Source organism: Streptomyces sp. Ag82_O1-12, assembly GCF_900182715.1.
Classification (GTDB): Bacteria; Actinomycetota; Actinomycetes; order Streptomycetales; family Streptomycetaceae; genus Streptomyces; species Streptomyces massasporeus.
The window spans coordinates 7,470,035-7,484,053 of sequence record NZ_FXUW01000001.1; the positions used below are offsets into that span (position 1 = coordinate 7,470,035).

15 protein-coding genes and 1 riboswitch are annotated in these 14,019 nt (G+C 71.8%); of the genes, 10 read left to right on the top strand and 5 right to left on the bottom strand.

Annotated features, from left to right (window positions below):
- Window positions 1–79 precede the first annotated feature (79 nt).
- Window positions 80–241: riboswitch (cyclic di-AMP (ydaO/yuaA leader) on the top strand.
- Between the two features lie 4 nt (window positions 242–245).
- The 3 genes from QOL88_RS34005 (at window position 246) to QOL88_RS34015 (ending at window position 2,977) form a co-directional block, all read left to right on the top strand.
- Window positions 246–1,160 (top strand): M23 family metallopeptidase, encoded by a 915-nt coding sequence (locus tag QOL88_RS34005; RefSeq protein ID WP_097222069.1) that lies wholly within the window; start codon window positions 246–248, stop codon window positions 1,158–1,160.
- A 169-nt stretch (window positions 1,161–1,329) separates the two neighbouring features.
- Window positions 1,330–2,046: a DUF6250 domain-containing protein gene (locus tag QOL88_RS34010; protein ID WP_097222070.1), complete on the top strand. Its 717-nt coding sequence runs from the start codon at window positions 1,330–1,332 to the stop codon at window positions 2,044–2,046.
- Between the two features lie 145 nt (window positions 2,047–2,191).
- Window positions 2,192–2,977: an SGNH/GDSL hydrolase family protein gene (locus QOL88_RS34015; RefSeq protein ID WP_097222071.1), complete on the top strand. Its 786-nt coding sequence runs from the start codon at window positions 2,192–2,194 to the stop codon at window positions 2,975–2,977.
- 205 nt (window positions 2,978–3,182) lie between these two features.
- Here QOL88_RS34015 and QOL88_RS34020 read toward each other — a convergent pair whose 3' ends face one another.
- A complete protein-coding gene (locus tag QOL88_RS34020; protein WP_097222072.1) occupies window positions 3,183–3,794 on the bottom strand; it encodes a TetR/AcrR family transcriptional regulator in 612 nt (203 codons plus the stop codon).
- Window positions 3,795–3,890: 96 nt separating this feature from the next.
- Window positions 3,891–5,069: a Glu/Leu/Phe/Val dehydrogenase dimerization domain-containing protein gene (locus tag QOL88_RS34025; RefSeq protein WP_097222073.1), complete on the bottom strand. Its 1,179-nt coding sequence runs from the start codon at window positions 5,067–5,069 to the stop codon at window positions 3,891–3,893.
- Between the two features lie 128 nt (window positions 5,070–5,197).
- On the opposite strand from QOL88_RS34025, the gene QOL88_RS34030 reads away from it, so the two are divergent.
- The 3 genes from QOL88_RS34030 (at window position 5,198) to QOL88_RS34040 (ending at window position 7,251) form a co-directional block, all read left to right on the top strand.
- Complete coding sequence (locus QOL88_RS34030) at window positions 5,198–6,433, top strand: MBL fold metallo-hydrolase (RefSeq protein WP_179879032.1); 1,236 nt, start codon at window positions 5,198–5,200, stop codon at window positions 6,431–6,433.
- 30 nt (window positions 6,434–6,463) lie between these two features.
- Window positions 6,464–6,613 carry a hypothetical protein gene (locus tag QOL88_RS34035; RefSeq protein ID WP_373559327.1) on the top strand — a complete coding sequence of 50 codons (150 nt, stop codon included), beginning with the start codon at window positions 6,464–6,466 and terminating at the stop codon, window positions 6,611–6,613.
- A gap of 98 nt (window positions 6,614–6,711) precedes the next feature.
- Window positions 6,712–7,251: a phenolic acid decarboxylase gene (locus QOL88_RS34040; protein WP_097222074.1), complete on the top strand. Its 540-nt coding sequence runs from the start codon at window positions 6,712–6,714 to the stop codon at window positions 7,249–7,251.
- Window positions 7,252–7,269: 18 nt separating this feature from the next.
- Here QOL88_RS34040 and QOL88_RS34045 read toward each other — a convergent pair whose 3' ends face one another.
- Entirely contained in the window at window positions 7,270–8,157 is an 888-nt protein-coding gene (locus QOL88_RS34045; RefSeq protein ID WP_097222075.1) for a helix-turn-helix domain-containing protein, read from the bottom strand.
- 171 nt (window positions 8,158–8,328) lie between these two features.
- Between QOL88_RS34045 and QOL88_RS34050 the strand changes: the two genes are divergently transcribed.
- The 3 genes from QOL88_RS34050 (at window position 8,329) to QOL88_RS34060 (ending at window position 10,694) form a co-directional block, all read left to right on the top strand.
- Window positions 8,329–8,919: a non-oxidative hydroxyarylic acid decarboxylases subunit B gene (locus QOL88_RS34050; protein ID WP_097222076.1), complete on the top strand. Its 591-nt coding sequence runs from the start codon at window positions 8,329–8,331 to the stop codon at window positions 8,917–8,919.
- A 43-nt stretch (window positions 8,920–8,962) separates the two neighbouring features.
- Complete coding sequence (locus tag QOL88_RS34055) at window positions 8,963–10,393, top strand: non-oxidative hydroxyarylic acid decarboxylases subunit C (protein ID WP_097222077.1); 1,431 nt, start codon at window positions 8,963–8,965, stop codon at window positions 10,391–10,393.
- Window positions 10,394–10,463: 70 nt separating this feature from the next.
- Window positions 10,464–10,694, top strand: a complete 231-nt coding sequence (locus tag QOL88_RS34060; protein ID WP_097222078.1) for a non-oxidative hydroxyarylic acid decarboxylases subunit D — start codon at window positions 10,464–10,466, stop codon at window positions 10,692–10,694.
- A 175-nt stretch (window positions 10,695–10,869) separates the two neighbouring features.
- On the opposite strand, the gene QOL88_RS34065 is transcribed toward QOL88_RS34060, so the two are convergent.
- Complete coding sequence (locus tag QOL88_RS34065) at window positions 10,870–11,280, bottom strand: hypothetical protein (protein WP_179879033.1); 411 nt, start codon at window positions 11,278–11,280, stop codon at window positions 10,870–10,872.
- Between the two features lie 59 nt (window positions 11,281–11,339).
- On the bottom strand, window positions 11,340–12,914 hold the full coding sequence (locus QOL88_RS34070; RefSeq protein WP_179879034.1) for a carboxylesterase/lipase family protein: 1,575 nt from the start codon (window positions 12,912–12,914) through the stop codon (window positions 11,340–11,342).
- Window positions 12,915–13,047: 133 nt separating this feature from the next.
- Between QOL88_RS34070 and QOL88_RS34075 the strand changes: the two genes are divergently transcribed.
- Window positions 13,048–13,641, top strand: coding sequence for a TetR/AcrR family transcriptional regulator (locus QOL88_RS34075; RefSeq protein ID WP_097223306.1), 594 nt, complete (start codon window positions 13,048–13,050; stop codon window positions 13,639–13,641).
- The last annotated feature ends 378 nt before the right edge of the window (window positions 13,642–14,019 follow it).

The following is a 14,019-nucleotide window of genomic DNA, read 5'->3' on the forward strand; positions in this document are numbered from 1 at the left end:
CCGCAAGCTTGTCCTATTGCGTCGTGGTCGCTTACGTTCCACACCAATCCGGACGGACGCCTAATCCTGCCGCCGCCCGGAGCCCCACACACTGACCCGACGTACGGCAGGAGCGGGGGACCCACAGGTAAGACGCCTGTTCCGGTTCCCGGAACGGCTTGGGGTTAAGTCGCGCCACGGCGCGGCCGGGCATCTCCAGCTCGCACCCGACAGCTCACCTCGCAGGCGACGGAGAGGAATTCGCCATGCCCGCGAAGGGTAAGCACCGCCGCCCCAAGACCCAGCGTTTCACCCGCTCCATCGCCGTCGCCGGAACCGGCGGAGCCGCCCTCGCCCTGCCGCTCATGGGGGCCGCCGGCGCCCACGCCGCCACCCCGCAGTCGGCTCCCGAAAAGGCCGTCCAGTCCGCTCCGGCCGCCGAGAAGAAGGCCGCCGAAAAGGCCAACGGCGCCCGCTCGTACACCGTGAAGGCCGGCGACTACCTCGCGAAGATCGCCGACGACCAGAACGTCGACGGCGGCTGGAAGAAGCTCTACTCGGACAACCGCGACGCCGTCGGTTCCGACCCGTCGCTGATCCACCCGGGCCTGAAGCTGTCGATCGGCAAGAAGGCCGCGGGCGCGCCGAAGGCCTCGGCCCCGGCCGCTCCGAAGGCCTCGGCCCAGAAGTCGTCCGCCGAGGAGTCGGCCCCGAAGGCGGAGACCGCCGCCAAGCCGGCCGCCGCCCAGCCCGCGGCCGAGAGCAACTCCAGTGGCTTCACCCTCCCGGTGGACGGTGCCACCGTCGGCACCCCGTACCACATGTCCGGCAGCATGTGGTCCAGCGGCTACCACACCGGTGTCGACTTCGTCGTCCCGACCGGCACCTCCCTCAAGGCCGTCGGTCCGGGCGAGGTCGTCTCCGCCGGCTGGGGCGGCGCGTACGGCAACCAGGTCGTCATCAAGCTGAACGACGGCCACTACGCCCAGTACGCCCACCTGTCCCAGCTCTCCGTCTCGGCCGGCCAGACCGTGACGGCCGGGCAGCAGGTCGGCCTGTCGGGCGCGACCGGCAACGTGACCGGACCGCACCTGCACTTCGAGATCCGCACCACGCCGGACTACGGCTCCGACGTCGACCCGGTCGCCTTCCTGCGCTCGCACGGCGTCTCCGTCGGCTGACCGACCGCACGACCACCTGCCTGACACGCCTCCGAAGGCCGGACCCCGATCCCCGGGTCCGGCCTTCGGTGTGTCCGCGCCCGGCGCCTCAAGGGATCGACAGGGGGCGGCAGTTGAGACACAGTGATCACATCGTGAATGCAAGCGCTTTCTGAAGGAGCTGTGTCCCGTGCCGACCACCCGCAGAACGTTCGCAGCCCTGGCGACAGGAGCCGCTCTGGCGGCCATCGCCCCGACGGGGAGCGCGAGTGCCGCCCCCGGGCGCCGACGGCTCATCGCTCATGACGACTTCTGCCACGGCCTCACCCAATGGGTGCCCGAACTCCAGGACGGCGGCACGGTCACCGCCTCGCGCGGCGTCCTGGAGATCGACGTGCCGAGCGGTGCGACCGTCTGGTTCAGGCAGCGGCTCGAAGGGCCGTACCTGATCGAGTACACCGCGACCCCCGTCTCCGAGGGCGGGGTCAACGACCGGGTCTCGGACCTCAACAACTTCTGGAACGCGACCGACGTCCGCTCTCCGCACGACCTCTTCGCCACTCCGCGCGGCGGGGCCCTCGACGAGTACGACCACCTCACGACGTACTACGCGGGCTACGGCGCCAACTACAACACCACGACCCGACTGCGCCGCTACGTCGGCGAACCCGGTGTCCGCCCCCTGGTCCTCGACTACACCGAGCCGCTGCTGGTCCCGGGCGAGCCGAACCGGGTCCGGATCGTCTCCGACGGCTCCACGGTCCACTGGTGGAACAACGGCCGGCTCGTCTTCGACTACACCGACCCGCAGCCGTACACGAGTGGGCACTTCGCCTTCCGGACCGTCTGGAGCCATTTCCGGATCAGCGGGTTCCGAGTCTGGCGGCTCACCCGGAAACACCTCTGACGAGCGGTGTATTCCGAAGTTGGCGAACACTTTAGGAGTGGCTTATCTCACCGCCCGTCAACCCCTTCCTACGGTCGCGTAAGTCACATTCGAAGGTGAATCATGAGCTGCTGTGGCAGACGATTCGAAGAGTGACAGCAGAGCAGTGATCGGGTCGTACGTGGCGTTGGGGGACAGCTTCTCCGAGGGCGTCGGCGACCCCGGACCCGACGGGGCGTTCGTCGGCTGGGCGGACCGGTTCGCCGTCCTGCTCGCCGACCGCAGGCCCGAGGGCGACTTCCAGTACACCAATCTCGCCGTACGCGGAAAGCTCCTCGACCAGATCGTGGCGGACCAGGTTCCGCGGGCCGTCGACATGGCCCCGGACCTCGTCTCGTTCTGCGCCGGGGGCAACGACATCATCCGGCCCGGCACCGACCCGGACGAGGTGGCCGAGCGCTTCGAACGGGCGCTGGCCCAGCTCACCGCGGTGTCCGGCACGGTCATGGTGACGACCGGTTTCGACACCCGTGGCGTCCCCGTGCTCAGGCACCTGCGCGGCAAGATCGCCACGTACAACGGACACGTCCGGGCCATCGCCGACCGGTACGGCTGCCCGGTCCTGGACCTGTGGTCCCTGCGCAGCGTGCAGGATCGCAGGGCCTGGGACGCCGACCGGCTGCACCTGTCGCCCGAGGGGCACACGCGCGTGGCGCTGCGCGCGGGCCAGGTGCTCGGCCTCGACGTGCCGGCCGACCCCGAGCAGGCGTGGCCGCCGCTGCCGCCGCGCGGCGCTCTCGACATGCGGCGGGACAACGTCGCCTGGGCCCGGGAGTTCCTGGTGCCGTGGATCGGGCGCCGGCTGCGCGGGGAGTCGTCGGGCGACCATGTGACGGCCAAGGGGGCGCTGTCGCCGGACGACATCAGGATGCGGATCGCGCCGGTGGCGTGAGAGCCGCTCCTGCGCGTGCGGGCCGTGCCGGGGTCCCACCCGGCACGGCCCGCACGCGCAGGAGCCCGGGTTTCCGGGGCGGGCCGGGCGGCCCGGGTGGGCCGGGAATGCCGGGGATGCCGACCGGGCCGGGGATGCCGGGAGCCGCAGGGCCGCTGTCGCCGTATCTGCAGCTGTTCCTGTCCCTGTCCCTGTCGCGACACCGTCAGGACGTCGGCCGCTCCCGCGTCAGGCCCAACTCGCGGGCCAGCGCCTCCTCCACCCACTCCTGCGCCCGCGTTCGCGGCACCGCGCCGGCGTAGGACGTCAGCTGCACGGCGAGACCGTCGAGGAGGGCGGTGAGCCGGAAGGCCGTGCCGGCCGGGTCCGGGCAGCGGAACTCGCCTGCCGCCACGCCCTCCGCGATGACCTCGGCGAGCGCCGCCTTCCACTGCCGGTCGAGGTCCTGGGCGACCTCCCGCAGCACGGGGTCGCGCAGCGCCACCGCCCAGCCCTCGATCCACAGCCGCCAGCCCTTGGCGGGGCCCGCGGGGGCGTACCACCGCACGGCCGACCGCAGCCGGCGCAGCGCAGGTGAACGGCGGCCGAGCAGCTTGCGCAGATGCGCCAGGTCGCCCTCCGCCGCGTGCCGGAACGCGGCGGCGACCAACTGCTCCTTCGTCGAGAAGTGATACAGGACCAGCGCGTTGCTCACGCCGAGCGCCGAGGCCACGTCGGCGATCCTGACCGCCGCCACACCCCGCGCCTCGATCTGCTCGATGGCGGCCCGCAGCAGATCCCCGCGCCGCTGAGCCACACTCAACCGGACTCTCGTCACGCCGTCACCCTACCCACGCGCGTGCGGCCCCTCGACGGGGCGTTTCGGCCTGTCCGGCAGGAACGCGACAGCTGCCGTCGAGGAGGGCGGGCGCCTTCACCGGAACCAGCCGAACCGCTCCGCGATCACCGGCAGCCGGTCCGCCGCGATGGCGTGGGCGGCGGCGCGCGGTGTCGTCCCGTCGGTCTGCGCGCGGTCCAGCATCCGCTCGACCAGCGTCCGCATCGAGCGGCGGGTGTACGCGAACGCCTCCTCGGCGTCGGCGCCGATGTCCCCGAACAGCGTCCACCACCACCAGGCGTTCGTCCCCGAGTTGACCACGACGTCCGGCAGCACGGTCACCCCGCGCGCGGCCAGCAGCGGCTCCGCCTCCGGGTGTACGGGCATGTTGGCGGCCTCCACGACCCAGCGGGCGGTGATCAGCTCCTGGTTCACGGTGTCGATCGCGTACGACACGGCCGCCGGCACCAGCACGTCCGCGTCGGCCGACAGCCAGGCGTCGCCCGGCAGTTCGCGGTCGCCGGGGCGCAGGGCGGAGCGGTCCACCGTGCCGTGGGCGTCCCGCGCGGCGAGCAGTGCCTCGACGTCGAGACCCGCCCGGTTGGCGATAGTGCCCTGGAGGTCGGCGACGGCCACGACCGTGAGCCCCGCGCGCGTGAGGAAGCGCGCCGTGGCCCCGCCCATGGTGCCGAGCCCCTGGAGGGCGACCCGCGTCCCGGTGTACGGCACACCGGCCCGGTCCAGGGCGGCCAGGGCCGCCTCCGCCACACCACACCCGCCGACCAGCTCGTCCAGACCGATGCCGTCGACCTCGACCGCGAACGCGTCCCGCAACCGCCGCCGGGCCTCGGCCTCGTCGTCCAGCAGCGGATAGACGGCCTGGACCGAGGAGACCAGCCCCGCCTCGGCCGCCGCCCGGTCGACCAGGTCCTGGGTGAGCCCCAGGTCCTCGCCCGTCGTCCAGCAGCTCTCTATGTACGGCCGCATCGCGCGCAGGTAGCGCACCAGCAGCGGGTACGCCTCCGGATCCCGGGGGTCGCAGTCGATGCCGCCCTTGGCGCCGCCGAGCGGGACGTAGCGGTTCGCGGGGTCGTAGTGCAGGGCCTCCTTCACGGTCATGCCGCGCGCGAGACCCGCGACCTCGTCCAGGGTGCAGCCCGCGCGCATCCGCAGACCGCCGCTGGAGACTCCGCGCACCAGCCGGTCGACGACCAGGAAGCCCTGCCGACCCGTGAGGTGATCGGTCCAGGTCAGGGACAGCAGGGGGGTGGCCATACGGGCTCCTTCGCCGCCGGGATACTGAATCACCGGTCAGTATCTCCTGCGGTGGGACCCCTGTGCTCCGGTGTTGTCGGAGGGGCCGACCATAATGGAAAGCCTGACCGACTCCACCTGGAGGTACCGTGGCCGGTTTCCGTACCCTGAGCTCCGGGCTCCGCGCGCTCCGGCCCGGGGCGTTCGGCGCGGATCCGAGCGGTGAGCGCATGGCGCGCATCCGCAGATCGCCCCATTTCAAGGACGGGGTCTTCCAGAACCCCGGCGGTCCCGCGCGGACCCGGCCCTCGGGCTCGACCCTGGACTTCGCGAAGGTCTTCTTCGACAAGGACACCCGGCCCCGCCGCACCCCGAAGGGCACCGTCCCGGTGCACTCCACCACCCTCGCCGACATCGCCCGGCCCCCCGCCACCGGTCTGCGGCTGACCTGGATGGGGCACTCCAGCGTCCTCGCCGAGATCGACGGCCGGCGCGTCCTGTTCGACCCCGTGTGGGGCGAGCGCTGCTCCCCCTTCGCCTTCGCCGGACCCAAGCGGCTGCACCCCGCGCCCCTGCCGCTCGCCGCGCTCGGCCCGGTCGACGTCGTGGTGATCTCGCACGATCACTACGACCATCTGGACATGCCCACCATCAAGGCCCTCGCGGGCACGGCCACCCTGTTCGCCGTGCCCCTGGGTGTCGGCGCGCACCTGGAGCACTGGGGCGTCTCCGCCGACCGGCTGCGCGAGCTGGACTGGCACGAGACCACCAAGATCGGCGGCCTCACCCTGACCGCCACCCCGGCCCGGCACTTCTGCGGCCGCGGGCTGCGCAACACCCAGCACACCCTGTGGGCCTCCTGGGTCGTCGCCGGGGACGAGCACCGGATCTACCACAGCGGTGACACCGGTTACTTCGACGGCTTCGAGGAGATCGGCGCAGAACACGGACCGTTCGACGCCACGATGATCCAGATCGGCGCCTACTCCGACTTCTGGCCCAAGAACCACACGGACCGTACGCCGCTGCCGGGCGCGTGGCCGGACATTCACATGTCACCCGCGCAGGGCGTGCAGGCCCATCTTGATCTGCAGGGAGGCGGTCCGGGCGGGGCGCTCCTGCCGATCCACTGGGGGACGTTCAACCTGGCTTTCCACGCGTGGGCGGAGCCGGGGGAGTGGACGAAGGACGCGGCCGAGGAGGCCGGCCAGGCGGTGGCGTTCCCGCGGCCGGGCGAGCCGTTCGAGCCGGCGGGGAAGCTGCCGGTTCAGGCGTGGTGGCGTGAGGCCTCCCAGGCCATCGCTCACCCGTGGCGTCGGACCCGGCCGGCGCAGGCCGCCGCCGAGGCCCCCAAGCACGATCTCGACCTTGCCGGTGATCGATGACAGCGAGGTGAGGATGACCTCGGTCGGATCGTGCGCCTCACACGGCGGCGCCGACTGCACGGCGCCGGGCTCGGCGTCGGCCTGGTCGTCCTCACCGCCGCCGGCACCGGATGGGCCGTCTACGCCAAGCTCGACGGGACCATCACCTCGGACGACGCCGCTGCCGCGGACATCGCATGAACACCCGGCTCCTGCCCGTCCGAATCATCGATGTCCGTCGCGCCGCAGACTGGAGTCGCCGCAGCAGGGCACCACGCACCGTCACAGGAGGTCGGATCATGACAGCCAACGGAGCCCACGAGACCACCGTCGAGGAGCCGGTTCCCCCGCAGGACCTGTCCGGAATCGTCGGCCATCGCTTCCTCTACACCTATGCCAACGGCTGGCAGTACGAGATGTACGTGAAGAACGACCGCACCATCGACTACCGGATCCACTCCGGGATGGTCGGCGGCCGTTGGGTCAAGGACCAGCCGGTCGACCTGGTCCAGCTGGACGACGACAGCTTCAAGGTCTCCTGGGACGAGCCCACCGGCACCTGTGTCGTCGTCAACGTGATGCCGGGCAAGCGTCGGCTGCACGGCGTCATCTTCTTCCCCCGGTGGGTGGCGGACCACGGCGAGCGCACCGTTCTCTACCAGAACGACCATCTCGAGAAGATGCAGGCGCTCCGCGACGCCGGCCCCACGTACCCGGTCCACGTGGTGCCCGAGTTCGCCAGGATCACGCTCTTCGAGTACGTGGGCGCCGACGACGAGCGCGTGATCTCGGTCGCCCCTGGCGACCTCCCGGCAGGCTGGTCCGATCGCTCCGACTGAGCCGGCCACCTCGCCTCGTCAGTCGGGGGCGTTGCGGTACCGGGCGCGGAAGGCGGCCGGGGTCTCCCCGGTGCGGGTGCGGAAGAAGCGGGTGAACGCGGTGGCCTCCGGGAAGCCGAGGCGCTCTCCCACGGCGGAGGTGACGAGGTCGGTGTGCACGAGCAGGCGCCGGGCCTCCAGCAGGACGCGCTCGTCGATGAAGTGCTTGGCGGCGCACCCGGCGGCGGACCGGGTGGCGCGGGTGAGGGTGCGGACGCTGTAGCCCAGCCGCGCCGCGTAGTCCTCCACTCGGTGCGAGCGCGCGAAGTCCCGCTCCACCGCCTGCTGGAACCGCAGGAACGGCTCGCTGCCCCGCTCGTCGCCGCCGTGCCCGCCCCGCTCGTGTGCCAGCCGCAGCAACAGCACGGACAGCAGGTGGCGTACGACCTCGATGTGGGCCTCCAGCGGCAGTTCCGCCAGCCGCCCGTACTCGTCCTCCAGCAGGCCGAGGGTGCGCCGCGGCGCGTCGTCGCGGGGGTGCAGCGGGGCGGTGCGCAGGGCGGGCCGGTCGACGTGGGCCGCCTTCGCGGTGGCCGGATCGAGGATGCCCGACTGGAAGAGGACCACGGTCCCGTCGGCCGCGGTGAGGTCGGACCGGAAGTGGAGGACCTGCCCCGGCCGGACCCACAGCCACGCCCCCGCGGCCAGGGTGTGCTCGACGAAGTCGACGGAGCAGTCGAGCCGCCCGGACCGCACCGCGATCAGGTGGTGGAAGGAGGGACGGACCAGCGCGTACGGGTCCCGGTCGTGGCCATGGTCGCGGGCGGACAAGGCGGCGAGCGAGAGGACCTGCGCTCCCGGCGGCGCTCCCGCGGACGCTTTGAAGTGCAGGTCCTCGATCTCGATGTCTTGTCCGTTTTTGTTCATGGCCTGTCCTCAGGGTACGGCTCCCGAGGGCCGGACCGCACTTAGCGTGGAGTGCGACGGGGCCGCTGGAACGCCGTGCGGGGCGCAAGGACCGGACGTCTGTCCCCCGCGCCCGGCGACCGAAACAGTCCGCACGCGGCCCGTCCCGCCCGAGCGAAGGAGTGGAGCACCGTGCGACTGATCGTGGGGATGACCGGAGCGACGGGCGCCGTGTTCGGCGTCCGGCTCCTGGAACACCTGGCCGAGCTGCCGGACGTGGAGACCCACCTGGTGCTCAGCCGCTGGGCGCGCACCACGATCGAGCTGGAGACCGGCCGCACGGCGGCCGAGGTGAGCGCCCTCGCGGACGTCACGCACCGGCCCGAGGACCAGGGCGCGACCATCTCGTCCGGTTCCTTCCGCACCGACGGCATGGTGATCGTGCCGTGCTCGATGAAGACCCTGGCCGGCATCCGCGCCGGATACGCCGACGGCCTCGTCGGGCGGGCCGCGGACGTCGTGCTCAAGGAACGCCGCCGGCTCGTCCTGGTGCCCCGCGAGACGCCACTGAGCGAGATCCACCTGGAGAACATGCTCCACCTCGCCCGCATGGGCGTGCGGTTGGTGCCGCCCATGCCCGCCTTCTACAACCATCCGCAGTCGGTGGAGGACATCGTCGACCACGTCGTGGCCCGGGTCCTCGACCAGTTCGACCTGCCCGCGCCGGCCGCCAGGCGCTGGCACGGCATGCGCGCGGCCCGCGAGCAGCGCCCCGCCGCCTGAACCCCGGCCCGACACACCCCCGGCACACGAGAGGACCTCATCCATGCCCTACGACGACCTGCGCGCCTTCCTGGACACGCTGGACAAGGAGGGACAGCTCCTCCGCATCACCGAGGAGGTCATGCCGGAGCCGGACCTGGCCGCGGCGGCCAACGCCACGGGCCGGGTCGGGGAGGGCGCCCCGGCCCTGTGGTTCGACAACGTCGCGGGCTTCACCGACGCCCGGATCGCGATGAACGTGCACGGCTCCTGGGCCAACCACGCCCTCGCCCTCGGGCTGCCCAAGCACACCCCGGTCAAGGAACAGGTGGAGGAGTTCGCCCGTCGCTGGGACGCCTTCCCGGTCCCGCCCGAGCGCCGCGAGGACGCCCCGTGGCGCGCCAACACCCAGGAGGGCGACGACGTCGACCTCTTCTCGGTGCTCCCGCTGTTCCGCCTCAACGACGGTGACGGCGGCTTCTACCTCGACAAGGCGGCCGTGGTTTCCCGCGACCCCGACGACCCGGGCCACTTCGGCAAGCAGAACGTCGGCACCTACCGCCTCCAGGTCATCGCCGGGAACCGGCTCGCCATGCAGCCGGTCCCCGTGCACGACGTCGCCCTCCACCTGCACAGGGCCGAGGAACGGGGCGAGGACCTGCCCATCGCCATCACCCTGGGCAACGACCCGGCCATGACGATCGTCGCCGGCATGCCGATGGCGTACGACCAGAGCGAGTACGAGATGGCCGGTGCCCTGCGCGGCGCCCCCGCCCCGATCGCCACCGCCCCGCTCACCGGCTTCGACGTCCCTTGGGGCTCCGAGGTCGTCATCGAGGGTGTCATCGAGGGCCGCAAGCGCCAGATCGAGGGCCCCTTCGGCGAGTTCACCGGCCACTACTCCGGTGGCCGCCGGATGCCCGTCGTCCGCATCGACCGTGTCTCGTACCGCACGAACCCCGTCTTCGAGTCCCTCTACCTCGGCATGCCCTGGACCGAGTGCGACTACCTCGTCGGACCCAACACCTGCGTCCCCCTGCTCAAGCAGTTGCGCGCCGAGTTCCCCGAGGTCCAGGCCGTCAACGCGATGTACACCCATGGGCTGCTGGCCATCGTCTCCACCAGGAAGCGCTACGGCGGTTTCGCCAAGGCCGTCGCGATGCGCGCCATGACCACCCCGCACGGACTCGGCTACATCTCCACCGTCATCGTCGTCGACGAGGACGTGGACCCCTTCAACCTCCCGCAGGTCATGTGGGCGATGTCCTCGAAGGTCAACCCGTCCGGCGACGTCGTGATCCTGCCCAACCTCTCCGTCGTGGAACTGGCGCCCGCCGCCCAGCCCGCCGGCATCACCAGCAAGATGATCATCGACGCCACCACCCCGGTCACCCCCGACGAGCGCGGCAACTTCGCCACCCCGGTGCAGGACCTGCCCGAGACGAAGGACTGGACCGCCCGGATCCAGCACCTCATGGCCGAGGCCGGCCGCTGACACACGGCCCTCGCCCCGACAGGCCCGACAAACGCAAGCCGCCCGAAAAGCGCGAGAAGGAGAATCCGCCATGCCCACCTGCCCCCGCTGCGCCCACGAGACCGTCGGCACACTCCACTCCTCGCCCGTCCCCGGCGTCTGGGACGTCCTGCAGTGCGGGCGCTGCCTCTACACCTGGCGCACCACCGAACCCGCCCGCCGTACGCGCCGCGACGCCTACCCCGAGGGCTTCCGGCTGACGCCCGAGGACATCGCGAACGCTCCCGAGGTCCCCGCCGTCCCACCCCTGCTCGGGCGGTAGCGCGGCACGTCCTGGTGGACGGCACGCGGAATGCGCCGACCGCACCCGCTGGCACATGTGTGCTGGTCATGGTCGCGGGCTGCTCATGCTGGATCACCGCCCCGGGGCTGCCCTCCTGGTCCGTGGCCGACCTGATCGCGGGGCACTGGAGGCTGCCGGCCCGACTCCCGGCGCTTCAGTCGCGGCGCCACCGGTCGATGCGCTTCTCCCAGGCCCGATCGTCCGTGGTCTCCAGGAAGCCGCGGTGGTTGATGAGCAGGTACACCTCGTCGGCCGCTGCATGGGTGGTGTTGAGGATGAGGGGTTGGCCGGCGTTCAGCAGGCCGCCGAGGAAGCGGCCGTAGAGGTGGGTGAAGCGGGCTTTCGCCGCGGTGATGTCCGCGCGGGTGAGGGTGAGATCGCCGTTGTCGGACCAGCCGGTGAGGACGAGCAGGTCGGGGTGCAGGATGATCCGGCCGCGGCGCTGGAAGAGGGTCTTTTGGCTGATGCCGGCGGCGATCTTCGCCGCTGCTCGCTTCTCGCTCAACTCGTGGGCGGTGGCGCCGATGTAGTCGGCCTCGGCGAGCGGTTCGCCGGTTTCGTTCATGGGGATCCTCCGGAGGGGTTCGTTCGTACGGTCCGCGGTGTGTGTGCGGATCACGGGCGTCAGGAGTTGCGCTCCCAGAAGGCGCAGCGGTGTTCGGCCGCCGCGTCCACGCCGGAGAGCGTGTTCCGAGCCAGCCGCTGGGTGTGCGGGAAGGGCGGCCAGTCGTTGCCGGGCGTGCCGGTTCTGGCGAACGTCGTCCACACGGCGATCATGCGTCGAGAGAGGGCGGCCTGCCCGTCGTCGAGGCGGAGGTCGCCCATGCCGAACAGGTAGGGCAGCTCCGCGCTGTGGTAGGCGCCCAGTGGGAAGTCGGGGTGGAGGTCGGGTGCGGGTGGGTGGCGGTCGGCGAACTCGTAGCTGTAGAGCGGGACATGCCTGGCCATCAGCCGGTCGGCGGCCAGGGTGGGGCACACCCAGCCGCGGTCGGTGCCGACTTCGGCCCAGGCCAGCGGGGGCGTGGCACCGGGCGGGTACGCGCGGGCGATGCGGGCCGCCAGCCGCCGGCCGTAGGTCTCGGTGAGCAGGCGGCGGTAATCCGCTGCGGTCATCGGCCCGTCCAGGGTGAACAGGGCGGCGAACAGTCGGTGTTCGTCACGGGTGTTGCCCTGGAGGACGGGCACGCGGTGGAAGTCTCCGGCGGCGAGGGCGCGGGCCGGCGAGTGGGGCAGGACACTCGTCCCGTAGGCGGGCTGATGGAAGCGCCCGTTGAGGGACAACACGTCCTTGACGGGCTTGGCACGCAGGCACTTCAGGCTGCGGCAGCCCAGAGCGCCGCGGCCCTTGGCGGCCAGCTTGTCCTGGCGGGCGAAGTAGGTGGCGGCGGGGTCGCCGGGCGCAAGCGTGTTCTTGGGCCAGTTCTGCAGGCAGGAGCCGCTTTGGACGACCGCGCGGTGGAACAGCCCTGCGGCCTTGGGCGAGGTGAGCTGGGCGCACACGCTCGCGCCTCCGGAGGACTCGCCCATGAGCGTGACGTTGCCGGGATCACCGCCGACCGCGACCGCGTTGTCCCGTACCCAGCGCAACGCGGCCTGCTGGTCCTGCAGGCCGAAGGCCCCGGAGTCAGGCAGGTCAGGATGGGCGAAGAAGCCCAGGGCGCCCAGGCGCGAGTTGACGGTCACGACCGTGACGTCGCCCTGCCGGGCCATCAGGGTGGCGTCGTACTGGTCCCCTGAGCCCGAGCTGAAAGCCCCGCCGTGCAACCACACCACGACCGGCCGAGGGGCCGCGCGACCCGCTCCATGATCGGGCGTGGTGACGTTGAGGTAGAGGCAGTCCTCCGCGGAGTCCGCCACCTCGGGCTGCGCGCAGGCCGGTCCGGGCTCGGCCGCCGTCCGCGTGCCGGTCCAGGTGGGTGGCGCGTCCGGGGGTCGCCAGCGCAGCTGGCCGACTGGAGGAGCCGCGTAGGGGATGCCCTGGTAGGTGGTGACACCGTCGGCGGTGACCCCCTCCAAGCGGCCCTGACGCGTGCGGGCGATGTCCGGCCGGGCCTCGGGGTGTTGACCGTGGGCACGCCGGCTGTGGGGATGCTGCCCGTCCCTCGCCGGCGCGGTCTGCATCGCGTCCGCCGCGCCCATCACCGCCACGAGGAGGGCCGCGACCAGTACGGCGCCGGAAGTGGAGCGTCGCTTCGGCATGGTCCCGTCCGCCCTCGCCCTCTTGCCGCTGCCGGCGGCCCATGACTTCGTTGCAATACGTTCGTATTGCGAAAGCGACATTAGGGTGATTCGCCCGGGAAGGCAAGCATGAGGAAGAGAGGTGCCCGTCGACGTGCCGAGACAGGTAGACCACAAGGCCCGCCGGGACCAGATCGCCGAGGCGCTGCTGGACATCGTCGCCGACCATGGACTGGAAGCGATCTCCGTGCGGGCCGTGGCGGCGCAGGCGGGCGTCTCGGCCGGGCGCATCCAGCACTACTTCGCCACCAAGGACGAACTGCTCGCCTATGCGATCGAGTACCAGGACTGGCTGGTCCAGCAGCGGTGGAACGAGCAGGCATGGCCCGAGGGCGAGCCCACCCCCCGGGAGGCGCTGCGCTGGGTGCTGCTCGAGACGATCCCCAGGGACGACCGGCGCCGCCGCGAGTGGCTCGTCGGCGTCGCGTACCTCATCCGCATGCTTGCGAACCCCAAGCTGCGAGCCCTCTACGTCGACGGGCTGCCCCGCCTCTACCGGCTCCTCGCCGACCTCGTCCGCACGGCCCAGGAAGCCGGCGACATCGCGCCGGACCGCGACCCCGATGTGGAAGCGGAACTGCTCTTCGGCCTCGCCGACTCACAGGGTCCACCCGTCGTCCTCGGCCTGCGCACTCCAGAACAAGCCATCGCTGCCATCGACTACTACCTTGACCATCTGTTCCGGTGACCGCCGGGGACACTCGCGGCCGCCCGCGCGATGGGGGCCGCTGTCGCCCTGCCCGCCCCGGAGCGCTCTTCGAGCCCACACCCGAGGCGGTTCCGTCGGAGCCGTGGTGGCGTGGGGTGGCGCTCGCCTCGGTGGGCGGTCGCGCCGGGGAGACCCTCGCCGAGTCGGCATCAAGACCGCGTCGGACGCGGCAGTCGTGGCCCTGGCCGACACGGTGAGTGACGATGGTCGTGGGGCCGGCAAGGACACCGGGGCCCCCGAGACGCTCCCGGCGGGCCGACCCGGGGCGTACGACGGACGAACGGCGAGGGCCGGGGAGCGAGAGGCTCCCCGGCCCTCGCCGTCTGCGTGTGACCGCTTCTGACCAGGTCGGATCGA